The organism is Glutamicibacter sp. 0426, assembly GCF_001906485.1.
In the GTDB taxonomy this organism is placed as follows: domain Bacteria; phylum Actinomycetota; class Actinomycetes; order Actinomycetales; family Micrococcaceae; genus Glutamicibacter; species Glutamicibacter nicotianae.
The window spans coordinates 276166-300047 of sequence record NZ_MPBI01000005.1 but is presented as its reverse complement, the minus strand read 5'-3'; the positions used below and the strand labels follow the sequence as shown (position 1 = coordinate 300047).

21 protein-coding genes and 1 tRNA gene are annotated in these 23882 nt (G+C 64.9%); 14 read left to right on the top strand and 8 right to left on the bottom strand.

What is annotated here, in order from left to right; translation table 11 throughout:
* Window positions 1–74 precede the first annotated feature (74 nt).
* The 3 genes from prpB to BKX98_RS14035 are packed head-to-tail and all read right to left on the bottom strand — an operon-like array spanning window position 75 to window position 3173.
* Window positions 75–1004, bottom strand: a complete 930-nt coding sequence (gene prpB / locus BKX98_RS14045) for a methylisocitrate lyase (protein WP_038990328.1) — start codon at window positions 1002–1004, stop codon at window positions 75–77.
* 1 nt (window position 1005) lies between these two features.
* A complete protein-coding gene (locus tag BKX98_RS14040) occupies window positions 1006–2523 on the bottom strand; it encodes an MmgE/PrpD family protein (RefSeq protein WP_073707685.1) in 1518 nt (505 codons plus the stop codon).
* Complete coding sequence (locus tag BKX98_RS14035) at window positions 2520–3173, bottom strand: GntR family transcriptional regulator (RefSeq protein WP_038990330.1); 654 nt, start codon at window positions 3171–3173, stop codon at window positions 2520–2522. The genes BKX98_RS14040 and BKX98_RS14035 overlap by 4 nt, the downstream gene beginning before the upstream one ends.
* Window positions 3174–3360: 187 nt before the next feature.
* Here BKX98_RS14035 and BKX98_RS14030 point away from each other — a divergent pair, with 187 nt between their 5' ends.
* The gene (locus BKX98_RS14030) at window positions 3361–5277 is read left to right on the top strand and encodes an AMP-binding protein (protein ID WP_073707684.1); all 1917 of its coding nucleotides are present in this window, start codon (window positions 3361–3363) and stop codon (window positions 5275–5277) included.
* A 12-nt stretch (window positions 5278–5289) separates the two neighbouring features.
* On the opposite strand, the gene BKX98_RS14025 is transcribed toward BKX98_RS14030, so the two are convergent.
* Both BKX98_RS14025 and BKX98_RS14020 read right to left on the bottom strand, forming a co-directional pair.
* Entirely contained in the window at window positions 5290–6039 is a 750-nt protein-coding gene (locus tag BKX98_RS14025; protein WP_083586917.1) for a response regulator, read from the bottom strand.
* Between the two features lie 15 nt (window positions 6040–6054).
* Entirely contained in the window at window positions 6055–7752 is a 1698-nt protein-coding gene (locus BKX98_RS14020) for a sensor histidine kinase (protein ID WP_158024702.1), read from the bottom strand.
* Between the two features lie 177 nt (window positions 7753–7929).
* On the opposite strand from BKX98_RS14020, the gene BKX98_RS14015 reads away from it, so the two are divergent.
* Together BKX98_RS14015 and BKX98_RS14010 are read left to right on the top strand one after the other, a co-directional pair.
* Window positions 7930–9228, top strand: coding sequence for a cation:dicarboxylate symporter family transporter (locus tag BKX98_RS14015; RefSeq protein WP_038990332.1), 1299 nt, complete (start codon window positions 7930–7932; stop codon window positions 9226–9228).
* A gap of 128 nt (window positions 9229–9356) precedes the next feature.
* Window positions 9357–9800, top strand: a complete 444-nt coding sequence (locus BKX98_RS14010) for a cytidine deaminase (RefSeq protein WP_073707683.1) — start codon at window positions 9357–9359, stop codon at window positions 9798–9800.
* 16 nt (window positions 9801–9816) lie between these two features.
* Here BKX98_RS14010 and BKX98_RS14005 read toward each other — a convergent pair whose 3' ends face one another.
* On the bottom strand, window positions 9817–10209 hold the full coding sequence (locus BKX98_RS14005) for a VOC family protein (protein WP_233125393.1): 393 nt from the start codon (window positions 10207–10209) through the stop codon (window positions 9817–9819).
* A gap of 76 nt (window positions 10210–10285) precedes the next feature.
* Window positions 10286–10462 carry a hypothetical protein gene (locus tag BKX98_RS17065; RefSeq protein WP_158024701.1) on the bottom strand — a complete coding sequence of 59 codons (177 nt, stop codon included), beginning with the start codon at window positions 10460–10462 and terminating at the stop codon, window positions 10286–10288.
* A 391-nt stretch (window positions 10463–10853) separates the two neighbouring features.
* Between BKX98_RS17065 and BKX98_RS14000 the strand changes: the two genes are divergently transcribed.
* From BKX98_RS14000 to BKX98_RS13950, 11 genes are all read left to right on the top strand, one after another.
* On the top strand, window positions 10854–11750 hold the full coding sequence (locus BKX98_RS14000; protein ID WP_038990337.1) for a ParA family protein: 897 nt from the start codon (window positions 10854–10856) through the stop codon (window positions 11748–11750).
* Window positions 11750–12652 carry a ScpA family protein gene (locus BKX98_RS13995; protein WP_073707682.1) on the top strand — a complete coding sequence of 301 codons (903 nt, stop codon included), beginning with the start codon at window positions 11750–11752 and terminating at the stop codon, window positions 12650–12652. The genes BKX98_RS14000 and BKX98_RS13995 overlap by 1 nt, the downstream gene beginning before the upstream one ends.
* Window positions 12645–13235, top strand: a complete 591-nt coding sequence (scpB, locus tag BKX98_RS13990; RefSeq protein WP_073707681.1) for an SMC-Scp complex subunit ScpB — start codon at window positions 12645–12647, stop codon at window positions 13233–13235. The genes BKX98_RS13995 and scpB overlap by 8 nt, the downstream gene beginning before the upstream one ends.
* Before the next feature lie 102 nt (window positions 13236–13337).
* Window positions 13338–14444, top strand: a complete 1107-nt coding sequence (locus tag BKX98_RS13985; protein ID WP_038990340.1) for a pseudouridine synthase — start codon at window positions 13338–13340, stop codon at window positions 14442–14444.
* Window positions 14445–14447: 3 nt separating this feature from the next.
* On the top strand, window positions 14448–15548 hold the full coding sequence (locus BKX98_RS13980) for a prephenate dehydrogenase (RefSeq protein ID WP_073707680.1): 1101 nt from the start codon (window positions 14448–14450) through the stop codon (window positions 15546–15548).
* Window positions 15515–16225 carry a (d)CMP kinase gene (gene cmk, locus BKX98_RS13975; protein WP_369826796.1) on the top strand — a complete coding sequence of 237 codons (711 nt, stop codon included), beginning with the start codon at window positions 15515–15517 and terminating at the stop codon, window positions 16223–16225. Before BKX98_RS13980 ends, cmk begins: the two co-directional genes overlap by 34 nt.
* A gap of 65 nt (window positions 16226–16290) precedes the next feature.
* Window positions 16291–17823: a ribosome biogenesis GTPase Der gene (gene der, locus BKX98_RS13970; protein WP_073707678.1), complete on the top strand. Its 1533-nt coding sequence runs from the start codon at window positions 16291–16293 to the stop codon at window positions 17821–17823.
* Window positions 17824–17924: 101 nt separating this feature from the next.
* Window positions 17925–18001, top strand: a tRNA-Pro gene (locus BKX98_RS13965).
* Between the two features lie 99 nt (window positions 18002–18100).
* On the top strand, window positions 18101–18943 hold the full coding sequence (locus BKX98_RS13960; RefSeq protein WP_073707677.1) for a PhzF family phenazine biosynthesis protein: 843 nt from the start codon (window positions 18101–18103) through the stop codon (window positions 18941–18943).
* A gap of 205 nt (window positions 18944–19148) precedes the next feature.
* Window positions 19149–20855 (top strand): ribosomal protection-like ABC-F family protein, encoded by a 1707-nt coding sequence (gene abc-f, locus BKX98_RS13955; protein WP_083586915.1) that lies wholly within the window; start codon window positions 19149–19151, stop codon window positions 20853–20855.
* 425 nt (window positions 20856–21280) lie between these two features.
* The gene (locus tag BKX98_RS13950; RefSeq protein WP_073707676.1) at window positions 21281–23170 is read left to right on the top strand and encodes an FAD-binding monooxygenase; all 1890 of its coding nucleotides are present in this window, start codon (window positions 21281–21283) and stop codon (window positions 23168–23170) included.
* A 245-nt stretch (window positions 23171–23415) separates the two neighbouring features.
* On the opposite strand, the gene BKX98_RS13945 is transcribed toward BKX98_RS13950, so the two are convergent.
* Entirely contained in the window at window positions 23416–23778 is a 363-nt protein-coding gene (locus BKX98_RS13945) for a DUF488 domain-containing protein (protein WP_073707675.1), read from the bottom strand.
* Between the last annotated feature and the right edge of the window lie 104 nt (window positions 23779–23882).

The window sequence follows — 23882 nt, the reverse complement described above, 5'->3', positions numbered from 1 at the left end:
GAGAATAGTAATGCTTTGGATTGCGCCGGCCAGCGGGTGCCGGCCGGCGCAGATGGTGCTAAATGCTTGCGAGCCTAGAGGTTCGCGCTGTTGGAATCAATGTCCAGGGTCGGGACCTGGAAGTTGAAGATTCCGGTATCGAAGCGGTTGTAGGCCTCGTAGTCCACGAGCTCGTACAAACGTGACCTAGTCAACATGTTATCCACTTCGCGCTGCTGGGTGCCATCTTCGCTGATGGCATCCAGTACGCGTTCAGCGGCGCCCATGGCGCTGCGCAGCAGGGTGACCGGGTAGATGATCAGCGCGACGCCGGCATCTGCCAGTTCCTGGCGCTTGAACAATTCCGACTTGCCGAACTCGGTCATGTTGGCCAGCACCGGCACGTCCACCGCGTTGCAGATCGCCTCGAACTCGGCGACGTTCTTCATCGCCTCCGGGAAGATCGCGTCCGCTCCGGCATCAACCATCGCCTTGGCGCGATCGACTGCCGAATCCAGGCCCTCGACCGCGCGGATGTCGGTGCGGGCCATGATCAGGAAGTTCGCATCGATGCGCGCGTCGGCGGCGGCCGCGATGCGCTTGAGCATGGTTTCGGTATCCACCACGTTCTTGCCATCCAGGTGGCCGCAGCGCTTCGGGTTGAACTGGTCCTCGATGTGGCAGCCCGCCAGGCCGGCGTATTCCAGTTCCTGGATGGTGCGGGCCACGTTCATCGGCTCGCCGAAACCTGTATCGGCATCCACGATCGACGGCAGGTCGGTCATGCGGGCGATCTGCCCGGCGCGGGTGGCGACCTCGGTCAGCGAGGTCAGGCCGATATCCGGCAGGCCCAGGTCGTTGGCCAGCACCGCACCGGAGATGTAGACGCCGTCGAAGTTCTTCTCGCTGATCAGCTTGGCCGAGAGCGGGTTGAAGGCTCCGGGGAACTGGCGGGCAGCACCCGGGGTGAGCATCTCGCGCAGCGCGGCGCGCTTTGCATCTGGAGTTTTGGTTGAATACAGCATCTTAGAACAGGCCCTTCGGTGCGGCCGCGGTGTCGATGACGCCTGCTGCGGCCTGGATGTTCAGCTGGTCCAGTTCGCCGGCGGCCAGGTTTTCCAGGTTCTCGGCGGCGGCGATGAAGCGGTTGATCTCTGCCTCATCGACCAGGCCCTTAGCCAGGGTGCGGAACTTGTTGATGTACTGCTCGCGGGCGAATGGACGTGCGCCCAGCGGGTGCGCGTCGGCCACTGCGATCTGATCGCTGATCACGGTGCCGTCGTTCAGGGTGATTTCCACCGAACCGCCGAAGGCCTTCTCCGAGATGTCCAGCGAGTGGTAGCGGCGGGTCCACTCGGCGTCTTCCTCGGTGGTGACCTTGTTCCACAGCTCAACGGTATCGGCACGGCCGGCGCGCTCCGGCGAGTAGGAATCCACGTGGTGCCAGGCGCCGTCCTGCAGGGCGACGGTGAAGATGTACGGGATCGAGTGGTCCAGGGTCTCGCGCGAAGCGGTCGGATCGTACTTCTGCGGGTCGTTGGCGCCGGAGCCGATGACGTAGTGGGTGTGGTGGCTGGTCTTGATCAGCACCGACTTCACGTTCTTCGGGTCGGTGGCTTCCGGGTGCTCGCCGTGCAGCTTGCGGGCCAGGTCGATCCAGGCCTGCGCCTGGTACTCGGCCGAGTGCTCCTTGGTGTAGGTGTCCAGGATGGCGCGCTTGGCTTCGCCGGCCTCTGGCAGCGGCACCTCGTAGGCGGCATCCTTGCCATCGAGCATCCAGGCGATGACGCCGTCTTCGCCTTCGTAGATCGGCACTGGGGAGGTCTGGCCGCGCATGGCGCGGTCGGCAGCCTCGACTGCCATCTTGCCGGCGAAGGCCGGGGCGTGGGCCTTCCAGGTGGAGATTTCGCCCTTGCGCGACTGGCGGGTGGCGGTGGTGGTGTGCAGGCCCTGGCCCACGGCCTGGAAGATGGTCTCGACATCGAGTCCGAGCAGGGTGCCGATGCCGGCGGCGGCCGATGGGCCCAGGTGCGCTACGTGATCGATCTTGTGCTTGTGCAGGCAGATGGCCTTGACCAGGTCCACCTGGATTTCGTAGCCGGTGGCGATGCCGCGGATCAGGTCCTTGCCCGATGCGCCGGTGTGCTGGGCAACGGCCAGGATCGGCGGAATGTTATCGCCCGGGTGGGAGTACTCGGCGGCCAGGAAGGTGTCGTGGTAGTCCAGTTCGCGCACGGCCACGCCGTTGGCCCAGGCGGCCCATTCGGGGGACACCTTCTCGGAAATGCCGAACACCGAGGCACCCTTGCCGCCGGTGGAAGGGGCGTGGGTCAGCGCCTGGGCGCGGGCAGCGACGATCGGGCCGCGGTTCAGCGACGCGATGGCAACCGAAGCGTTGTCGATGATGCGGTTGATGATCATTTCGGTCACTTCGCTGGTGACCTCTACCGGATCGGCGGCAACCTTGGCGATCTTATGTGCCAGCTGGTCTTCGCGAGCCAGGTTTTCCTCGGAGCGGTATACGCGTACTGGGTGGTTGATCATGCTAACTGCCTTTCTGATCCGACCGCGTGGGTCATGATGTGGGTGAAGGATTCGTGCAGGTGGACTGTGGTGGCCGCGGCTGCGACCTCTGGGTTTCCGCTGGCAATCGCTCGTGCGATGGCCGCATGCTCGGAAGCGGAAGCCTTGAGCCTTTCGGGGTTGTCCTTGGCCAGGCGTCGCACCCGTTGCAGGTTCACCCGCAAGGTGCGCAGCGCGTTGGACAGGTACTTGTTGCTGGCCGCTTCGTCGATCGACTCGTCCAGCAGCTGCACCAGCTGGTAGTAGGACTCCCGGGATCCGGGAAGCTCCACTTCCTTGACGGCTGCTTCGAAGCGGCTGGCCAACTCGTTGAAGGCCGATCGCCCCGTCGACTTGGCAGCTTCGCGTGCGCTGGCGCATTCCAGCGCCACGCGCAGAACGAACAGGTCCTCTACGTGGTCTTCGCTGACCTCGGACACGACGGCGCCGCGTCCGCGTTGCTGCACCGCCAAGCCGTCGGCGACCAATCGGCCCAGGGCCTCGCGCACCGGAGTGCGGGAAACGCCCAGGCGTTCGGACTGCTCTACTTCTGCAAGAACGGTGCCGGGAGCCAGCCGCCATTCGACGATGTCGGCGCGGAGGCTCTCGTAGACCTTATCGCTTGCTCTCATGGCTCCAGTGTATACATAGAAGCGGGAAATGTGTGAGCCGGATCCAATTTATTTGGAATTTTTTCGAAATCTGTATACAACGTAGTTGCGATCATGTGATCGTACTCATACAGTTAATGCCAAGAGGACGACCTCAATCACCACGCAGGTGCCGGGTAATGACGCCCGGGGCCAGGAGGAGAGAACCATGGTGCAGGAATACCGCCAGGCCTTTGAGCAAGCCACCACTGACCCAGCAGCATTCTGGCTGCAAGCCGCCCAGGATATCCGCTGGGATACGGCACCGCAGACGGCGCTGGATGATTCGCGCAAGCCGTTGTACGGCTGGTTCCCGGATGGCACGCTGAACCTTTCGGCCAACGCACTGGACCGCCACGTCGAAGCCGGCCGCGGGGAGAGCACCGCGCTGATCTACGATTCGGCCATGCTGGGCACCGTCACCAAATACACCTACTCCGAGCTGCTGCGCGAAGTGGAAATCTTCGCCGGCGTGCTGGCCGAACGCGGCGTGAAGACCGGGGACCGCGTGCTGATCTACCTGCCGATGATCCCGCAGGCGGCTATCGCGATGCTCGCCTGCGCACGCCTGGGCGCGATCCATTCGGTGGTCTTCGGCGGGTTCGCGCCCAAGGAACTGGCGGCGCGCATCACCGACTGCGCCCCGGTGGCGATCGTCACCGCCTCGGGCGGCATCGAGCCGAGCCGCCGCATCGAATACCTGCCGGCGGTGGCCGAGGCGCTGAGCCTGGCGGAGCCTGCGGTCAGGGACGTGATCGTCGCCCGCCGCGAAGGCTTCGAGCACTCGCTGGATGAATACCAGGGCAAACCGGTCAACGGGCAGCAGATCAATTGGCTGGACTGGGATGAGCAGGCGAAGACCGCGTCGCCGGCCGGGCCGGTATCCGTGCCATCCACCCACCCGCTCTACGTGCTCTACACTTCGGGCACCACCGGGGCGCCGAAGGGCGTGGTGCGCGATACCGGCGGCTACGCCACCGCGCTGCAGTTCTCCATGAACGCGATCTACGACGTGCATCCGGGCGATACCATGTTCACCGCCTCCGACGTGGGCTGGGTGGTCGGCCACTCCTACATCGTCTACGCGCCGCTGATCGCCGGCGCCACCACGGTGCTCTACGAGGGCAAGCCCATCGGCACCCCTGACGCCGGGGTCTTCGGCCGCATCATCGCCGACCACAAGGTCACCACGATGTTCACCGCGCCGACGGCCTTGCGCGCGGTGCGCAAGGCCGATCCGGAAGGTGCGCTGATCGCCAGCCACGACCTGTCCAGCCTGCGCGCGCTGTTCGTCGCCGGCGAGCGGCTGGACCCGGACACCTACCACTTCGCCTCGAAGCTGCTGGGCATTCCGGTGGTGGACAACTGGTGGCAGACCGAAACGGGCTGGCCGATCGCCTCGAACCCGCTGGGCCTGGAGGAGCTGCCTGCCAAGGCCGGTTCGCCCACCACCCCGGTGCCTGGCTTCGACGTGCAGATCCGCGACGCGCTGGGCGAGCGGCTCGAAGCGAACCAGGAAGGCAACATCGTGGTCCGGCTGCCCTTGCCGCCCGGCGCCCTGACCACCCTGTGGGGCAACGACCAGCGCTTCATCGATACCTACCTGTCGCAGATCGACGGGTTCTACCTGACCGGTGATTCCGGCTATCTTGACGACGACGGCTACCTGTTCGTCATGGGGCGCACCGATGACGTGATCAACGTGTCCGGGCACCGGCTGTCCACCGGCGCCATGGAACAGGTGCTGGCCAGCCATCCGGCCGTGGCCGAATGCGCCGTGATCGGACTGGCCGATGCGCTCAAGGGCCAGCGGGCCAGCGGCTACGTGGTGCTCAAGTCGGGGGTCGACGTCGAGGAGGAGGCGCTGAAGAAGGAAATCGTCGCGCTGGTGCGCCAGCACATCGGTGCGGTCGCCGACTTCCGCGAAGTCACCGTCGTCGCCGCGCTGCCCAAGACCCGTTCGGGCAAGATCCTGCGCAAGACCATGCGGCAGATTGCCGATGGCAAGGAATACTCGGTCCCGTCGACCATCGAGGACACGAGCGTGCTCGACGAACTGGTGCCGCTGCTGCGTCCAGAGGCCTAGATCTCGGCAGTGCTAGCCATGGGAGGCCGCCCGGTATTCATATTCCGGGCGGCCTCTCGTGCCATGCCGGGGCTGCTTGACCACGGCCTTGGCCTCGGCCAGATGCTCCAGATAGCGCCGTGCGGTGACCCGGGAGATGCCCAGCTCTTCGCCGAGCTCGGTGGCGGACAAGCAGGTTTCGGGCTTGCTGCGCAGCAGGCCGGTGATCTGCGCCAGCGTTTCAGGGATCAGGCCCTTGGGCAGCGACGCCGAGGCAGTGGTGGTGCGCAGTGCGGAGAACGCATTATCCAGCGCAGCCTGGCTGGTATCCGGGCCGCTGGAGCTGATCTCGGAAATGAAACGCCGGTGGTTCTCCAATTTCTCGGTGAACGCCGCGAAGGTGAAGGGCTTGATCAGGTACTGGGTGATGCCTGTGGCGACCGCCGAACGCACCACCGCCAGGTCGCGCACCGCGGTGATCGCGATGATGTCGGTGGTCAGCCCGTGGCCGCGCATCCGCTTGGCGACATCGATGCCGTGCAGGTCGGGCAAGGTCATATCCAGCAGGACCAGGTCGAACGGTTCGTGCGCTGCGCGCGCCTCGGACAGCAGCGCGAGCGCCTGCTGGCCATTGGCTGCAATGGCTCCGGTGGCGAATCCGGGCACGCGGTTGACGTACTTCGCGTGGGAAGCTGCGGTTTCCGGTTCGTCGTCGACAACGAGGACCTTGAAGGTGTGCGCGGGCAAGCCCGGCGCGGGCGTGGCTGCAGCGGAGTCGTGCACTCGAAACCTCCCGGTCTAGTCGCTGTTTTTCAGGGGCAGGGTGACGGTGAAGATTGCTCCGGCGTCGTTGTCAACATTCATTGTGCCACCTAGCCGGAGCACCGCCTGCTGCACCAGCGCCAGGCCGAGGCCGCGCGGTTGGCCGCCGGCCTTCGTGCTGACCCCGAAGCGCAGCAGCTGATCGAGGAATTCCGGCTCGATGCCCGGACCCGAATCGGCTACCGAGATGATCAGCTCGTCATCGGCCGCTGCGACTTCCACCCACACCGTCGCGTCCTCGGTGCCGGCCGAGGCGTCCAGCGCGTTATCCAGCAGGTTGCCGACGATCGTGACGATATCGGTGGCGGCGAACGCGTCGCTCGGGATCTGTCCTTGCGTGTTGATATCGAGCTGCACGCCGCGCTCGTTCGCCTGGGCGGCCTTGGCCACCAGCAGGCTGGAGAGGTAGACGTCGTCGATGGAATGCACAATCGCATCGGTGAGCTTCTGCGAGTGCTGGCGGTCATCGACCGCGAAAGCCAGCGCCTTGCCGCTCTGCCCATTTTCGATCAGCGTGGCAATGGTGTGCAGGCGGTTGGCATGCTCATGGGTCTGCGCTCGCAGGGCGGTGGAGAAGGTCTTCAGCGACTGCACCTCGCCGGCCAGCTCCTGCACTTCGGTCAGATCGCGCAGCGTCATGACCTGGCCGGTCAGCGGCTGGGAACGGAACCAGCGCACCGGCAGCCCGCCGCGCCGGGGCAGGCGCGCGTTGGTCAGGCGGGCCGGCCCCTGGGAGATGGACAGCACCGTGCGGGCGCCCAAATGGATCTCGTCCTTGCAGCTGCGCCCGGTCGCCATCAGGGTGCGCAGGGTTTCGGGGATCTGCACCTGGTCGAGATCCAACCCGCCGGGAGGGACTTCTTCGGGGAAGCCGAGCAATCGGGCCGCTTCCTGGTTATAGAGCACGATGCGGTGCCGCCGATCCAGCAGCACCAGGCCTTCGCGCACCGAATGCAGCGCGGAGAAATAGAAAGCGTAGAGCCGGCGCAACCCGTGCGGGCCGAAGCCCAGCGTGGCCTGGTTGACGTAGCGGGAAAAGGACCATGAGCTGAAGCCGGCCAGCAGCAGGGCCAGCGCCGACACGGCCAGGATCTGCGGCAGCTCGCTGCGGTAGATCGACTGCAGGCTTTCCAGCGTGATGCCAGTGGCGACCATGCCCACCAGCTTGCCATCGTGGTACACCGGGGCGATGGTGCGCACCGAAAGCCCTAGGGTGCCCAAGGCGACCTCGTTGTAGGTTTGGCCGGCCTGCGCCTGGCGGATGCTTCCCGAATAAGGCTTGCCCAGCTGCGCGGGATTGGGGTGGGTGACGCGCAGGGCTTCGGCGGTCATGATCGTGATGAAATCCACGCCCTGCCCGCGGTCCAGGATCTTGTTGGTGTAGGGCTGCAGCAGCTCGGTGGGGTTCTCGCCGGCCAGCGCTTCGGCCACGAAGGGGTCGTTGGCCAGGGTGATGGAGATCGCGGCCACCGTGGCCTGCTTGTCGTCCTGGATCACCTGCGCCTGGTGCTGGTAGGTGGCGACGGCCAGGCCCACGACAACGAGGATGACCACCATCATCTGCGCCGCGAAGATGACGACCGCCAGGGACCAGCCGTCGCGGCTCAGCGGGGCGGGGGAAGCGGTGTTGCCAGCGCGCCGGGCCAGCGACAGGTCGGTGAAATGATCGGTCACTGCGCGCATCTCCTCGTGCTGGTTGCTCCTGGCAGGCCCACCGCGTGACCAATATGAACGCAATGGAGATGCGGATCACTTTGCGCCGCACCATGGATACAGAACGATTCTACGTAATGCCGGCCGCGCAAGGGTGCGCCGTCCGGTTCCACACGCACACGAGGGTAGGACCACGCAATGGCTGTCACAGACCAGATGACGCCGGCAGGCAATTCGCCGCAGGCCGGAACGAAGAAGAAGGACAAGACCCACTGGCTGTACATCATGGTGATTGCCGCCGTGGTGCTCGGCGCAGCGGTCGGCCTGATGGCCCCGGATCTCGGCAAGGCGCTCAAGCCGCTGGGCACCGGATTCGTCGCGCTGATCAAGATGCTGATCGCACCGGTCATCTTCTGCACCATCGTGCTGGGGGTCGGCTCCATCGCCAAGGCGGCGACCGTCGGCAAGGTCGGCGGCCTGGCGCTGCTGTACTTCATTACCATGTCCACCTTCGCGCTGGCCATCGGCCTGGTCGTGGGCAACATCATCCACCCGGGTTCGGGCCTGCAGCTCGAACCGTATGAGTCTGGCGCCAAGGGCGAAGAGAACTCCACCGTGGCCTTCTTGCTGGACATGATTCCGGGCGACATCCCCGTGCTGCCGACCCTGGTGCTGGCGCTGCTGGTAGGCTTCGCGCTGCAGTCCATGGGCAAGAGTGGCGAACCGGTGCTCAACGGCATCAAGCACATCCAGGCCGTGGTCTTCCGCCTGATGATGATGATCATGTGGGCTGCCCCGATCGGCGCGTTCGGTGCCATCGCCGCAGTGGTCGGTGCCACCGGCTGGGCCGCCATCGGCTCGATGGCGATCCTCATGGGCGCCTTCTACGTCACCTGCGCGCTGTTCATTGTCGTCATCCTGGGCAGCCTGCTGCGCCTGGTCACCGGCCTGAACATCTTCCTGCTGCTGAAGTACCTGGCTCGCGAGTACCTGCTGATCTTCTCCACCTCTTCCTCCGAGTCGGCGCTGCCGCGCCTGATCGCCAAGATGGAGCACGCTGGCGTGTCCAAGCCGGTTGTCGGCATCACCGTGCCGACCGGCTACTCCTTCAACCTCGATGGCACCGCCATCTACCTGACCATGGCTGCCCTGTTCGTTTCCACCGCCATGGGCATGCCGATGAGCCTGGGCGAACAGGTCGGCCTTCTGGTCTTCATGATCATCGCTTCCAAGGGCGCCGCCGGCGTGACCGGCGCCGGCCTGGCAACCCTGGCTGCAGGCCTGCAGTCGCACCGTCCGGAGCTGCTGGACGGCATGGGCGTGATCGTGGGCATTGACAAGTTCATGTCCGAGGCCCGCGCGCTGACCAACTTCACCGGCAATGCCGTGGCAACGCTGCTGATCGGCAAGTGGACCAAGGAAATCGACATGGACCAGGCCCAGGCAGTGCTGGCCGGCAACCGTCCATTCGACGAGAACAGCGTCGAAGGACACTAGTCCGCCAGGCCCTTAGCCAGGAATCCGTTATCCGACATGCTCGGGTAGCGGATTTTCTGCGTTGTGGCGCTTTCGGCAGACAGGCCCAAGCGTCGCGGCTGCGAGACGCATGCGGCTAGGCTGGAGCCATGAAATCAACACCGCACGAGCTGCACTGCCGTGAACTGGCAGAAGCCGAAGTAGAACTGGTTGAGCTGGCCCGGCGAACCATCGAGGCGGTGACCGACGCGCCCTATGGCGGCGACGGGATGCACACCATGGGGGCCGGTGTGCTTGCTGCCGATGGCACGATGCACGCAGGAGTGAATTTCTGCCATTTCACCGGAGGCCCGTGCGCAGAGCTGGTGGCCCTGGGAGCCGCTCGCGCAGCCGGGGCGGTGGATCCGCAGGTGGTGGTCGCGGTGGGCAATCAGGGGCGCGGAATCAAGAACCCGTGCGGTCGGTGCCGGCAGGTGATGGCCGACAGCTATCCGCGGCTTCGGGTCATTGTCCAGACCCCGGCCGGGGCGCGCAGCATCGCGATCGGTGAACTGCTGCCATGGTCCTTCGATTGGGTGGCCGAGCAGGCCTGAGCACCTGGGGCCAGGCTCAGCGCGAAAGTCCCACCAGGGGAGAGGCGAGCACCACCCGGTTGCCGTCGGGGTCCTGAAGCTGCAAGATCCGTGCCCCGCCGCCGGGCTGCGGGCCCTGGTGCTCGATGCCTGAGGCGAACAGGCGTTCGGCCTGGGCATCCAGGTCGGCGACTTCCAGGACCACTGTGCTGTGCCCTGCGCGTTCAGGGTCCGCGTAGACCTGGACGCCGAAGCCCGGGGCCAGATGCCATTCGATCAGCCCGTCCATGGGCCGCGCATCCGGCGCCCTGCCGAAGACCCGGGCATACCAGTTCTCCGCCCGAGCCGCATCGGACACCGTGCAATTGCCGAGCATTCCCGTGAACATCGCCCTCGCCCCTTTGGCCGCCAGATACCAGCGCGTGTTCATCCATTCGACCACTGCCGGGTACCAGGTTCAAGAACCCTTGGGTGATGGCCAGCGAATGTCCGGACTGGGCGCCGGATCAGCGGCCGCTCGAGGCGAGCAGCCGCTGCAGGCGCGGGCCGAAACGGACCTCGTGCTCCAGCTTCACCAGCTCCTCGGCGGGCTCCTGGATCTGCTGGGCGGCCAGCAGGGAGGCGATGTACTCCCAGTAATCGTGCAGCGCCTCGGCCTGCGTCCGCCCCCGGCGCCGGCTCATCCGGGCCCACCATAGCCAGTGCGGTGTCGCGGATTTCCTCCGGTCTCGCCTGCTGCCACTGCGCGCTCGTAAAGAACCCGCGGTCATCGAGCAGCACGATGCATTTCCCGTCTTCCAGCTGGGCCTGGAAGAGCACGCCGACGCTGACCTGCGTGCTGCCCGGCTCGGCTTCGGCCAGGCTGGGGAACTTGGCATTCGCCTTCATCGCTGCCTTTCGGTTAATGCCAGTTGGCATTCAGCTCGCATACAACATTAGAGCTAAGGTTCAAGGTAAAGGCTCGCCGTGAAAGAGACCAAAAAACCAAGATCTTTTGCTTCGGCCGATAACCTTGGAATGAGCTTACAGCTCGAGGAATCAGGTTTATCGAACGGGAAGTGTGGTTTACCCATCGTGAGCGAGGAACAGGGAAATAAGCACCGCGGAGCGGGGATGCTCAAGGAGCCTCGTCCGGTGGGTCCAACTGGCAAGCCATTGACAGATTTCCCCGTGCCAGCACCGCTGCCTTCGCACGGCCCGGCACGCGTGATCGCCATGGTGAACCAGAAGGGCGGCGTCGGCAAGACCACCTCCACCATCAACCTCGCTGCCGCGCTCGCCGAGTACGGCCGCAAGGTGCTGCTGGTGGACTTCGACCCGCAGGGCGCGCTGTCCGCGGGCTTCGGAACCAACCCGCACGAAATGGACATCACCGTCTACAACGTGCTGATGGACCGCAAGGTCAAGATCACCGACGCGATTGTGAAGACCGACGTCGAGAACATCGATCTGCTGCCGGCCAACATCGATTTGTCCGCCGCCGAGGTGCAGCTGGTCAACGAGGTCGCCCGCGAGCAGGTGCTCGAACGCGCGCTGCGCCACGTCATCGACGACTACGATGTGGTGCTCATCGACTGCCAGCCATCCTTGGGCCTGCTGACCATCAACGCGCTGACCGCCGCCCACGGCGTGATCATCCCGCTGACCGCAGAGTTCTTCGCGCTGCGTGCGGTGGCCCTGCTGATGGAAACCATCGACAAGGTCAAGGACCGGCTGAACCAGGTGCTGGAGCTGGACGGCGTGGTGGCCACCATGTACGACGCGCGCACCCTGCACAGCCGCGAGGTCATCACCCGGCTGGATGAGGCCTTCGGCGACAAGCTCTTCGAAACCGTGATCAAGCGCACCATCAAGTTCGCCGACGCGAACGTGGCCGCCGAACCGATAACTTCCTACGCGGCCAACCACCCGGGTGCCGAGGCGTACCGCAACCTCGCCCGCGAACTGATTTGGCGTGGTGGTGCCCCGTAATGAGCGCCACGCTCAGCGAGGAAACCGCCACCGAATCCACGACGCCAGCTGAAGCTGGGCAGGAATCGGCTGGCGGTTTTCGCCTTGCCCTGCAGAACTTCAACGGGCCCTTCGATGTGCTGCTGCACCTGATCACCAAGCGCGAGCTGGATATCACCGAGGTCGCACTGGCCGAGGTCACCGACGAATTCATCGCCTACCTGCGCGAACTGCAGGCTGCCAGCGCAGAAAGCGGCAGCGACGGGATGAAGGTGCTCGACGAGACCACCGAATTCCTCGTGGTCGCCTCCACGCTGCTGGATCTGAAGGCTGCCCGGCTGCTGCCGCGCGGCGAAATGGCCGACGAGGAGGACTTCGAGCTGCTCGAAGCCCGCGACCTGCTGTTCGCCCGCCTGCTGCAGTACAAGGCTTTCAAGCAGGCCGCCGAATTCCTGGGCGAACGCTACACCGCCGAGGGTGCCCGGCATCCCCGCGAGGTCTCGCTGGAACCGCAGTTCGCCGCCCTGCTGCCGGAACTGGTGTTCACCATCGGGCCCGACGCGCTGGCCGCGATGGCTGCCAAGGCGCTGGCGCCGAAGCCCGAACCTGCCACCGAGGTCGGGATCGGGCACCTGCACGGGGCGAATGTCACGATCGCCGAGGAAGCCGAGTCGATCACCGCCCTGCTCGAAGCCCGCGGCACGCTGGCCTTCACCGAACTGGTCGCGGACGCGCCGGCGCAGCTGGTGGTGGTCGTGCGTTTTCTGGCATTGTTGGAGATGTTCAGGCAGAAAGCCATCAGCTTTGCGCAACAAGATCCGCTCGGGCCGCTGCTGATCTCGCTGATCCAGGAATCGAGCTTCGATGCGCAGGCGGTGCAAGACGACTACGAGGGGAGTGGTGGTGAGGTGAATCATGAGTGAGATTGCACCCATTGACCGGCTGCCGGGGGGCCTGGAATCGGGTCTTGAAGCGGTGCTGATGGTCGCCGATATCCCCGTATCCTCGGCGCGTTTGGCCGAAATCTTCGAGGTGCCCACGGCCAGGGTTGCCGCCGCTTTGGAGAATCTTGCTTCCGAGTATGATGGTAAGGATCGCCCGCGCGGATTTGAACTGCGTCGCGCCGCCTCCGGGTGGCGCTTCTATTCGCGGGCCGATTACGCCGATTTCGTCTCCAGTTATGTGCTCGACGGGCAGACAGCACGCCTGTCGCAGGCCGCCCTAGAAACCCTGGCTGTCATCGCTTACCGACAGCCGGTCTCGCGTGGACGTATTTCGGCGATTCGAGGTGTCAACGTCGATTCAGTGGTGCGCACGCTGCTCACCCGCGGATTGATCACGGAGTATCCGGAAGTCGGGGATGGCGGAGCGACGCTGTACCAAACCACCGAATACTTCCTGGAACGACTGGGACTGGGCTCGCTTGATGAGTTGCCTGCGCTGTCCCCGTATCTTCCCGGGGTGGCCGATCTCGAATCGCTCGATTCGGCAACCTACGACGACTAGGTAGCTGCCAGCCGGCAGCTACACCGGACCAACCACGCGTGAAGCCGATGCCACTGGCGGGCTCGCGCAGCGAACACGTAACAGCAAGGGACACAGGCAAGCATGAGCAGGGGATCCTCCTCCGGCCGCGGCGAACGCGGCGGCAATTCAAACTTCGGCGGCAAGCCAGCAGGCGGCCGCAACAGCAACGGCGGCAAATCCGGGGGCAAGTCCTACGGCAAGCCAGGTGGCGCTGGCCGCACCGGCGGCAAGTCCTTCGGCGAGAAGCCGTACGGCAAGTCGTCCTCCGGCAAGCCGGGCGAGAAGTCGAACCCGGCCAAGCGCAACACTTCGGCAGCGCGCAAGAACTCCGAGCGGGCTTTCGGCAAGGAACGCTTCGGCAACTCCGTGCCGAACAACTACGCACGCCCGACCCAGCGCGCCCGCGCCCAGGCCCGTGCCGAGAACCAAGCGGCCCGCGAGATCAACGGGGAGCAGCAGGATGGCATCCGCCTGCAGAAGGCCATGGCCAACGCCGGGGTGGCATCGCGCCGCGTCTGCGAGGAGATGATCCTCGAAGGCCGCGTCGAGGTCAACGGCAACCTGGTCGTCGAGCTGGGCACCCGCGTGGACCCGGACAAGGACCGCATCCACGTCGATGGCATGCGCATCCAGACGAACCAGGCCAACCGCTACTTCGTCTTCAACAAGCCGAAGCACGTGATGTGCACGATGGACGACCCGGAAGGCCGGCGCACCATCGCCGACTACTTCAAGAACGAGCACAAGTCGCTGCGCCTGTTCCACGTCGGCCGCCTGGACTACAAGACCGAAGGCGTGCTGATCCTGACCAACGACGGCGAGCTGGCCAACCGCCTGCAGCACCCGAAGTACGAGGTCCCGAAGACCTACCTGGTGCAGATCCCCGGCCCGCTGCCGCGCGCGGTGAGCAACCAGCTGCGCGAGGGCATCAAGCTCGAAGACGGCTGGATCAAGGTCGATGACCTGAAGATCATCGCCACCACCCCGAAGCACGTGATGGTCGAGGTGACCCTGCACTCGGGCCGCAACCGCATCGTGCGCCGCATGTTCGACGCCGTGGGCCACCCGGTCCAGCGCCTGGTGCGCGTCGCAGTGGGCCCGGTGCAGCTGGGCGACCAGAAGCAGGGCACCATCCGCTCCCTGGGCAACCAGGAAGTCGGGCACCTCATGGCCATGGTGGGGATGTAGCTGATGGCCGCCTCGCACCTCGCAGGCCCGGTGCTGGTCATCGGCACCGGCTTGCTGGGCACCTCTGTGGGACTGGGACTGCGCGCCAAGGGCGTGCACGTCTACCTGTCGGATATTTCGCCGACCGCGGCCGGGGTTGCCCAGGACATCGGCGCCGGCGTGCTGCTGGATAACCAGCAGATCGCCCCCGAGCTGGTAGTGATCGGCGCTCCGCCGGATGTCACCGCCGCGCTGGTCGGCGATGCGCTGCTGGCCTACCCGAACGCCACGGTGGTGGACATCGCCAGCGTCAAGGGCTCGATCCTGGCCGGCGTGCTGGCCGATACGCGGCTGGGCGAGGCCGAGAGATCCCGCTATGTGGGGACGCACCCGATGGCCGGCCGCGAGAAATCCGGCCCGGCCGCTGCCCGCGGCGAGCTGTTCACCTCCATGCCGTGGGTCATCTGCGCCCACGAAGGGGCGCAGGCCTCGCGCGTGAAGGCCGCCGAATCCCTGGCCATCGACCTGGGCGCGACCATGCACCGGATGAGCGTCACCGAGCATGACGAATCCGTCGCGCTGATCAGCCACTTCCCGCAGGCGGCCAGCTCGATGATCGCCTCGCGCCTGCTGAACGCCGAAAGCCACCAGCTGGCCCTGGCCGGCAACGGGCTGCGCGACACCACGCGCATCGCGGCCAGCGACGAGAAGCTCTGGATCCAGATCTTCTCGCACAACGCCGACGCGCTGGTGCCGATCCTGACCGGGATGAAGGAAGACCTGGACCGGCTGATCAACACGCTGCGCAACCCGCAAGGGGCCGGCGCGCTGCTGGACCTCTCGCAGCTGATGACCGAAGGCAACGCCGGGCGTGCCCGGATCCCGGGCAAGCACGGCGCACCGCCGCAGGCCTTCGCCCTGGTGACCGTCGTGATCGACGACCGCCCGGGGCAGATCGCCCAGCTGCTGACCGAAATCGGCGATGCGCAGATCAATATCGAGGATTTGCGCATGGAGCACTCCGCCGGCCACCAGGTCGGCATGGTGGATGTTTCGGTCGTGCCCGGCCGGCGCGATGAACTGATCGACGTATTGACCAAGAACGGATGGAAAGTAGCCCAGTGAGCACCTTGAACAACGACAAGCTTGTTATTGCCATCGACGGCCCCAGCGGCTCCGGCAAGTCCTCGGTCTCCAAGGCCGTCGCCCGCAAGCTGGGCGCGGCCTACCTGGATACCGGTGCCATGTACCGCGCGATCACCTACTCGGTGCTCGCCGACGGCACCGACCTGGCCAACGCAGACGCCGTGGCCCAGGCAGTGCGCGATGCGAGGCTGTCCATCTCGGTTGATCCGGATGCCGAACTGGTCGAAATCGGCGGGGTGGATGTGACCGCGGCGATCCGCGAACCGCGCATCTCCGAGCAGGTCTCCACCGTGGCCACCAATCTGGACGCGCGAGCCGAACTGGTCCGCCGCCAGCAGGAGATCATCGCCGCCAACGCCCGCATCGTGGCCGAAGGCCGCGACATCACCACCGTGGTCGCCCCGGATGCCGATGCGCGCATCCTGCTGACTGCTTCGGAGGAAGCCCGCCTGCGCCGCCGCGGCCTGCAGCTGGGCGGAACCCAGAACGACGCGCAGCTGGCCACCCAGGTGTTGGCGCGCGATGCGAAGGACTCCACCGTGGTGAACTTCACCCAGGCCGCCGACGGGGTCATGACCGTTGACTCCTCGGAGCTGGATTTCGAGCAGACCATCGACGCGGTGCTTGACGCCATCAGCACCGCAACGAAAAACTAGCCTCAAGCTGGTGCCCATCCTCGGCGAGAGCCGATGAAGATTACGATCGCTGTGAAGGGAAAATCATGAGCGAGAACAACTCCACCCACGACGAGGAATACATCCCCGTTGGAGACGACGATATCGCCGAGCGCCTGGCCGAACTGAGCGAGGAAGAGGCCGACGTCCGCGCCAAGGCCCTGCTCAGCGGACTGGAAGACTACGAACTGGACGACGAGGACTCGGCCCTGCTGGCAGGCCTGGACCACTTCGACGACGACGATGAAGACGTCGTCATTCCACCGGTCCTGGCTGTCATCGGACGCCCCAACGTGGGCAAGTCCACCCTGGTCAACCGCATCCTCGGCCGCCGCGAAGCGGTCGTGGAGGACACCCCGGGCGTCACCCGCGACCGCGTGTCCTACTCCGCCGAGTGGATGGGACGCCCATTCACCATCGTGGACACCGGCGGCTGGGAGCACGATGCCAAGGGCATCCACGCCTCGGTGGCCGACCAGGCGGAAATCGCCGCCGACGTCGCCGACGCCATCCTCTTCGTGGTCGACTCCCATGTGGGGGCCACCTCCACCGACGAGGCCGTGGTGAAGATGCTGCGCAAGAAGGGCAAGCCGGTCTTCCTGGTGGCCAACAAGGTCGACGATTTCAACCAGGAAGCCGAAGCCGCCGTGCTCTGGGGCCTGGGCTTCGGCCAGCCCTGGCCGGTCTCGGCCCTGCACGGCCGCGGCACCGCCGACCTGCTGGACGCGGTCATGGAGAAGCTGCCGGAGCATTCGGCGTTTGGCGGCATGATCCCCTCGGGCGGTCCGCGCCGCATCGCGCTGATCGGCCGCCCGAACGTGGGCAAGTCCTCGCTGCTGAACAAGGTGGCCGGTTCCGAGCGGGTGGTGGTCGACGACTACGCCGGCACCACACGCGACCCGGTGGACGAACTGGTTGAGCTGGGCGGCGAAGTCTGGCGCTTCGTGGATACCGCAGGCATCCGCCGCCGCCAGCACATGGCCGTCGGCTCGGACTACTACGCGTCGCTGCGCACCCAGACCGCGCTGGAAAAGGCCGAGGTTGCAGTGATCCTGCTGGCCGCCAACGAGACCATTTCCGAGCAGGACGTGCGCATCATCCAGCTGGCCATCGAGGCCGGCCGCGCGATGGTCATCGTCTACAACAAGTGGGATGAGGTGGACGAGGACCGCCGCTACTACCTTGAGCAGGAGATCGAGCGCGACCTCGCGCACATCGAATGGGCCCCGCGCGTGAACATCTCGGCGAAGACCGGCTGGCACAAGGACAAGCTCGTTCCCGCGCTGAATACTGCGCTGGAATCCTGGGACAAGCGCATCCCGACCGGCAAGCTGAATGCCTTCCTGGGCGAGCTTGTCGCGGCCCACCCGCACCCGGTGCGCGGCGGCAAGCAGCCACGCATCCTGTTCGGCACCCAGGCCTCGGCCCGCCCGCCGCGCTTCGTGCTGTTCACCACCGGCTTCCTGGATCCGGGCTACCGCCGCTTCATCACCCGCCGGCTGCGCGAAACCTTCGGTTTCGAGGGCAGCCCGATCGAAGTTTCGATGCGAATCCGCGAACGCCGCGGGCGCAATCGCTAAATTTCGAATTTAGCCCTTCACTTGGTGTAGGCTAATGGAGGAGCTTTTCGCAGACGGCACCCTTGGTTCTCACGACTTGGGGATAACGGCTGCGAGGGCATCGGGCTATGGCGCAGCTTGGTAGCGCGCCTCACTGGGGGTGAGGAGGCCGTGGGTTCAAATCCCGCTAGCCCGACCAACCGATCGGAAAACCCCGTCGAGATGACTTCTCGGCGGGGTTTTGCCGTGCCCGCCCGCAATTGCGCATCCCGCGCCCGAACATCCGGAGGATGGTCCAATGCAACGCAGATTCCAGCAGGTCGACGTCTTCAGCACCGTCCCGTACAAGGGCAACCCCTTGGGTGTGGTGCTCGATGGCGACGGGCTGGAGGACGAAGCGATGCGCAACTATTCGCTGTGGTCCAACCTCTCGGAGGCCACCTTCATCCTGCCGGCACGCCACGTGCAGGCCGACTACCGGTTCCGGATCCTCGCCCGCGACCGCGAATACCCGTTTGCCGGCCACCCGGCCCTGGGCACTGCACGCGCCTGGCTGCAGGCCGGGGGAGTGCCGCGCGACCCGAAGCAGCTGATCGCCGAATGCGGTGCCGGGCTGGTGCCGATCAGGATCGACGGCGAGCTGCTGTCCTTCGCCTCGCCGCCGGCGACGCGCACCGGCGCGATCGGGCGGGGGGAACTGGCGGAAATGCTGCAGATCCTGGGCATCGGCACGGAGCAGGTGGTGGACGCGCAATGGGTGGACAACGGCCCAGGCTGGGCCGCTATCCTGCTGCAGGATGCGCAGCAGGTCCTGGAGATCTCGGCGCAGGCTCCGCAGCGGTTCGGCCGCTGGAAGATCGGGGTCCTTGGCGCGTTGCCACCCAGTACGCCAGGCGGGGGCTTCGAGGTGAGGGCGCTGACCATCGAAAACGGCGCAGTGCGCGAGGATCCGGTCACCGGGAGCCTGAATGGCGCGGCCGCGCAATGGCTGATCGACGCCGGGCATGCCGCCGCGCCGCTGGTCAACCGGCAGGGCGCCAAGGCGGGGCGCGATGGAGAAGTGCATTTGGAGATGGCCGACGGGCAGCTCTGGGTGGGCGGCGCCACGAATGTGCTCATCGAAGGCAATATCGACCTCTAGCCGCACGAGCCTTGCCAGCACCGAACCCAGAGCATTAGCCTTGGACGATGGGCACGATAATTCTTGGGATCCATTTCCTCTAGGCGCCAGCCAGCGTTGAGCTCTGCTTCGCTGCCGCCAAGTCCTCGGCACCTGCGAGTGCCTCCAACCACCAGCACCGAAGCCTGCTCCGGCGGGCGGAACCGGTGCGAGGCAGGAATGACCCATGACCCACTCCCGGAATGTGCGCCCCTCCGATCGGCGCGAACAAGACACCGAACCGGATTACGTCTGCTTGTTGCAGGACATCGCGGTCAGCTTCGGCGAACGAGATGTCCTCGCCGGCATCGAACTGTCCATTTCCGCTACCGATCGCATCGCCGTGCTTGGTGATAATGGTTCGGGCAAATCTACGCTGATGCGTGTCATCGCCGGAAATCTGGCACCCGACCGCGGGCAGCGCACGATGAACGCGCCCGGCGCCGTTGCCTATGCCGCGCAGAACCCGCGCTTCGCGCAAGCGATGAGCGTGCAGCAGGTTATCGACTCCTACCACCAGCGCTTCCGCGAACTGGAAACCTTGATGCGCGTCATATCCAATAGGCTCGACGATGCCCCGGAGGATCAGGCCCAACGGCTCCTGCAGCAGCTGCAGAAAGTTACCGATCTGTACGAAGCCGCCGACGGCTATTCGCTGGCGCCACGCCTGGACAGCGCGCTGGAGCAGCTGGGGCTGGGGCAGATGGACCGGCAACGACCCGTTGCGCAGCTATCCGGCGGGCAATCCTCGCGACTCGCCCTGGCCTGCGTGCTGTGCTCCGGTGCGCAATTGCTTCTTCTGGATGAACCGACGAACGACCTTGACGAGACAGCCATGAACTGGCTGGAGCGGACCATCGACAAGCACCGCGGCGCCCTGGTGCTGATCAGCCACGACCGGATGTTCCTCAAGCGCTTCGCCCGGTCCATCATCGAGGTCAGCGATGGCCAGCTCGCGCACTACGGCAACGGCTATGACGGTTACCTGCATGCCAAGGAGCAGGAGAGAACCGCAATCCGCGTGGCCTATGGGAAGTGGGTCCAGGAGTATGAGCGTTCGCAGAATCTGGTCGACAAGTACGCTTCGCGCGTTGCCGCCATCCCGCGCAAGCGGGAGAAGGCAGGTTTCGGGCACGGCAATTTTCGTGCCCGCGATTCCAGCCACGGCTCGACTTCGAAGATTCGCCAAGCCAAGTCGCGTATCGAGGAACTCGAAACCCACCGTGCCCCTGAGCCTGCCGCCGAATTGGCATTCGCCATGCCTAGCGGCGGCGAAGGCCAGCACAGCGGTGAAACCCTGCTGAAGGTGATGAACGCGCAGCGCAACATCGCGCCGAAACTGTCCACCGGCAGCTTCGAAATCAAGCTCGGTGAGCGTTGGCTGGTCACCGGCTCCAACGGCGCTGGCAAATCTACGTTGCTGAAGATGCTTGCCGGCGAACTGGAATGCACCGCGGGGCGGATCGAGCGCGCTGCTCACCTGCACTGCGCTTGGCTGCGCCAGGACATCGGGATCCTTCCCGGCGACAGCCTGATCGAAGCTTTCGCCTCGGCCACCAGCCAGTACGTCCAGGATGCTGGTGCGTCCTTGGCCAAGCTTGGCTTGTTTGCGCCGCAGGATTTCCTGCGGCATCCCATGGCGCTGTCGGTGGGCCAGCGCCGCCGCTTGGAACTGGCCGTTGCGGTCAGCACCAAGGCGCAGGTGCTGCTTCTCGACGAGCCGACAAACCATCTTTCCCCGGCTCTGGTCGAGCAGCTGGAAGCCGCACTGGTGGATTACCCGGGCACCGTGATCACGGTGAGCCATGACCGGCGATGGCAGCAGAAAATGCGCGAGCACGCGGTAGTGCATCGCCTCTCAGTCTCAGCCGGACGCGTCGAGCTGGTTAAGTAGCCCTCTGCCAGCCAGCATCTGCCACTCAAGCCGCCGTTTCGATTCTCCGGTTCGCTGCCCGAACCGCCGACGAACGTGCCGCGGGGTGGGCACGGCTCAGCTGTAATCCAATTCATCCGCTGCTTGCTGCCAGCTGCACAGTCCCGGCTCCCGGGTGGTCTGCGCAAAGGCCGGCAGTGCACCGAGCGCTCAAGTGCAGTTCGAACCTCCATGAACAACAAATACTGGAGTCTGCTGGCGCGCAGTGGGAGCCTCTGCGGCAAAGGGCATCAAGCGACCCGAGCGCGTGGGGTGCCGCCTACGTCCGCTTGTGTGTGAGCTCACAGATCGTATATGATTAATGTGCGATAAAAGATCATGGAGTTCTAATATCGAACAAGTAGCGCATTGACTGAGGTCATCAGAGGGAATTGGGAGATGAAACGGTGCAGTTTCACCACAACGGATACATTTCGGCAGATCCACGAGTGCAGCCAGCTGCTGGTGCGGGCGTAAATCGTCCCGCCGAGCTGCCGGATGAAATGGATGTGCTGATCGTCGGCGCCGGTCCTGCCGGGATCATCACCGCCGCCCAGCTGGCCCAATTCCCTGATGTGCACACCCGCATCATCGACCGGCGCCCGGGCCGGCTGGAAATCGGCCAGGCCGACGGAATCCAGTCGCGCACCGTCGAGACCTTCCAGGCATTCGGTTTTGCCGAGCGCATCACCGCCGAGGCCTATATCATCAAGGAAACCACCTTCTGGAATCCCGACCCGGCAAACCCGGAGCGGATCATCCGCACCGACCGCACCCCCGATGACCCAACGGGTGTCAGCGAATTCCCGCACCTCGTCGTCAACCAGGCTCGAGTCATCGACTACTTCGCTGAATTCGCCGCGAACTCGCCAGCCCGCACCGTCCCGGACTACGGCTGGGATTTCAAGGAACTGGTCGTCGAGGACGACGAGGAATACCCGGTCAAGGTCACCCTGATCGGTTGCACGGATGGCAACGAGGGCATCGAGCGCGTAGTGCGGGCCAAGTATGTGGTCGGATCCGACGGGGCCCGTAGCAATGTCCGCAGCTCAATTGGCGCGAAGCTCTCGGGAGATAAGGCCAACCACGCCTGGGGTGTCATGGATACCCTGGCGCTGACCAACTTCCCGGACGTGCGCACCAAATGCGCCATCCATTCCAAGGCCGGCTCGATTCTGCTGATCCCGCGCGAGGGCGGGCAGCTCTTCCGCCTCTACGTCGACCTCGGCGAAGTTCCGGAGGATGACAACGGCAAGGTCCGCGAGACCCCGCTGCAAGAAATCATCGAGCGCGCCAAGGCGATCCTGAATCCCTACACCCTGGAGGTCAAGGACGTTGCATGGCACAGCGTGTACGAAGTCGGCCACCGCCTGGCCGACCGCTTCGACGATGTAGCGGTCGAGCAAATCGGCCCCCGCGAACCGCGCGTGTTCATCACCGGCGATGCCTGCCACACGCACTCGGCCAAGGCAGGCCAGGGCATGAACGTGTCCATGCAGGACGGCTTCAACCTGGCCTGGAAGATCGGCTACGTGCTCTCCGGCCGGGCTCCGGAAAGCCTGCTGCGCACCTACTCGGAGGAACGCAAGGTGATCGCCAAGGACCTGATCGACTTCGACAAGAAGTGGTCCTCCATCATGGCTGCCTCGCCCGAGGAGCTTGAAGGCCAGGAAGGAGTTGCCGAGTTCTACGTGCGCACAGCCGAATTCCCTGCGGGCTTCATGACCGAGTACCCGCAGTCGTCGCTGACCGCCGGCAAGGACTACCAGGAACTGGCTGCCGGCTTCCCTATGGGCAAGCGCTTCCGCTCCTCGCAGGTCATGCGCCTGGCCGATGCCAATCCGAAGCACCTGGGCCACCACCACCGGGCTGATGGCCGCTACCGCATCTACGTCTTCGCAGACCAGCTGCCAATCGGGCAGTCGCAGAAGATTGCCGACCTGTCGAGCTGGCTGCTGGAGGACGAGCGGTCGCCGCTGGTGCGCTTCACCCCGAAGGGCGCCGACACCGACGCGCTGTTCGACATCAAGGTCGTCTACCAGCAGGACTACACCACGATGAACGTCAACGACGCGCCCAAGGTGTTCCGTCCGAACATCGGGGACTTCGGGCTCATGGATTACGAGAAGGTCTACACCACGCTGGAAGGCTCAGATATCTTCGAGGAGCGCCAGATCTCCCGCGATGGCGCGATCGTGATTGTCCGTCCGGACATGTACGTAGCCAGCATCCTGCCGCTGGACGCTACCGAAGAGCTGGCCGGCTTCTTCGAACCGATCCTGCTCGATCAGCGCTAAGCAGTGCGCTGACTGACGGCATCCAAGATGCCGATGGCACCGCGAATATCTCGCGGTGCCATCGGCATCTTGCTGGAGTCGGTCGCAGCTTCAAGTCCGGAATATTTGCTGGGCTGGCGCGGTTGTACCACTAGGACAGGGCTATTCGACGAAAGGTGCCACGGTGGGCGGGGATTTCAGCTTCGATCTTCAGCAGGTTGTCGCTTCGGACATGGTGTGCGCCGACGGCGTGTGCTTCGTGCCTCCTACGGAGCAGACAGCTGATCCAGCAGATAGTCACGCAACACCACCGCGTGATTAGCCTGCTCATCCTTCGCTCCGTAGACGAAGGTGACCACTGGATGCTGGGAGAGTAATTCCAGGAAATCGTCGACTGCGGGATTCTGGTTCAGTTCGGTACGGTAGTGCTGCGCGAATTCATCAAAGCGGGCGGGGTCATGATCCCAGCCCTTGCGCAGCTCGGTGCTCGGCGCAATGCCCTTGGCCCAGTGATCGAGCTGGAGTACCGCCTTGCTTTGCCCGCGGGGCCAGAGCCTGTCAACCAGAATCCTGTACCCGTCCTCGGCGCTGGGCGTTGCGTATGCCCGCTTGAGCAGTATTTTCGTCATGATTCACCTGAAAGTTCCTGATATGGCCTTGCATCGATTTCATCTGTACGAAAAGATCGAAGTGTTGGCGATCCCAGTGCATCTTCTTCTCTAATGGCATCATG

Coding starts and splice junctions, on each gene's coding strand:
- prpB (WP_038990328.1), bottom strand. CDS start 1,004: ATGCTGTATTCAACCAAAACTCCAGATGCAAAGCGCGCCGCGCTGCGC.
- BKX98_RS14040 (WP_073707685.1), bottom strand. CDS start 2,523: ATGATCAACCACCCAGTACGCGTATACCGCTCCGAGGAAAACCTGGCT.
- BKX98_RS14035 (WP_038990330.1), bottom strand. CDS start 3,173: ATGAGAGCAAGCGATAAGGTCTACGAGAGCCTCCGCGCCGACATCGTC.
- BKX98_RS14030 (WP_073707684.1), top strand. CDS start 3,361: ATGGTGCAGGAATACCGCCAGGCCTTTGAGCAAGCCACCACTGACCCA.
- BKX98_RS14015 (WP_038990332.1), top strand. CDS start 7,930: ATGGCTGTCACAGACCAGATGACGCCGGCAGGCAATTCGCCGCAGGCC.
- BKX98_RS14010 (WP_073707683.1), top strand. CDS start 9,357: ATGAAATCAACACCGCACGAGCTGCACTGCCGTGAACTGGCAGAAGCC.
- BKX98_RS14005 (WP_233125393.1), bottom strand. CDS start 10,209: ATGAACACGCGCTGGTATCTGGCGGCCAAAGGGGCGAGGGCGATGTTC.
- BKX98_RS17065 (WP_158024701.1), bottom strand. CDS start 10,462: ATGAGCCGGCGCCGGGGGCGGACGCAGGCCGAGGCGCTGCACGATTAC.
- BKX98_RS13995 (WP_073707682.1), top strand. CDS start 11,750: ATGAGCGCCACGCTCAGCGAGGAAACCGCCACCGAATCCACGACGCCA.
- scpB (WP_073707681.1), top strand. CDS start 12,645: ATGAGTGAGATTGCACCCATTGACCGGCTGCCGGGGGGCCTGGAATCG.
- BKX98_RS13985 (WP_038990340.1), top strand. CDS start 13,338: ATGAGCAGGGGATCCTCCTCCGGCCGCGGCGAACGCGGCGGCAATTCA.
- BKX98_RS13980 (WP_073707680.1), top strand. CDS start 14,448: ATGGCCGCCTCGCACCTCGCAGGCCCGGTGCTGGTCATCGGCACCGGC.
- der (WP_073707678.1), top strand. CDS start 16,291: ATGAGCGAGAACAACTCCACCCACGACGAGGAATACATCCCCGTTGGA.
- BKX98_RS13960 (WP_073707677.1), top strand. CDS start 18,101: ATGCAACGCAGATTCCAGCAGGTCGACGTCTTCAGCACCGTCCCGTAC.
- abc-f (WP_083586915.1), top strand. CDS start 19,149: ATGACCCACTCCCGGAATGTGCGCCCCTCCGATCGGCGCGAACAAGAC.
- BKX98_RS13945 (WP_073707675.1), bottom strand. CDS start 23,778: ATGACGAAAATACTGCTCAAGCGGGCATACGCAACGCCCAGCGCCGAG.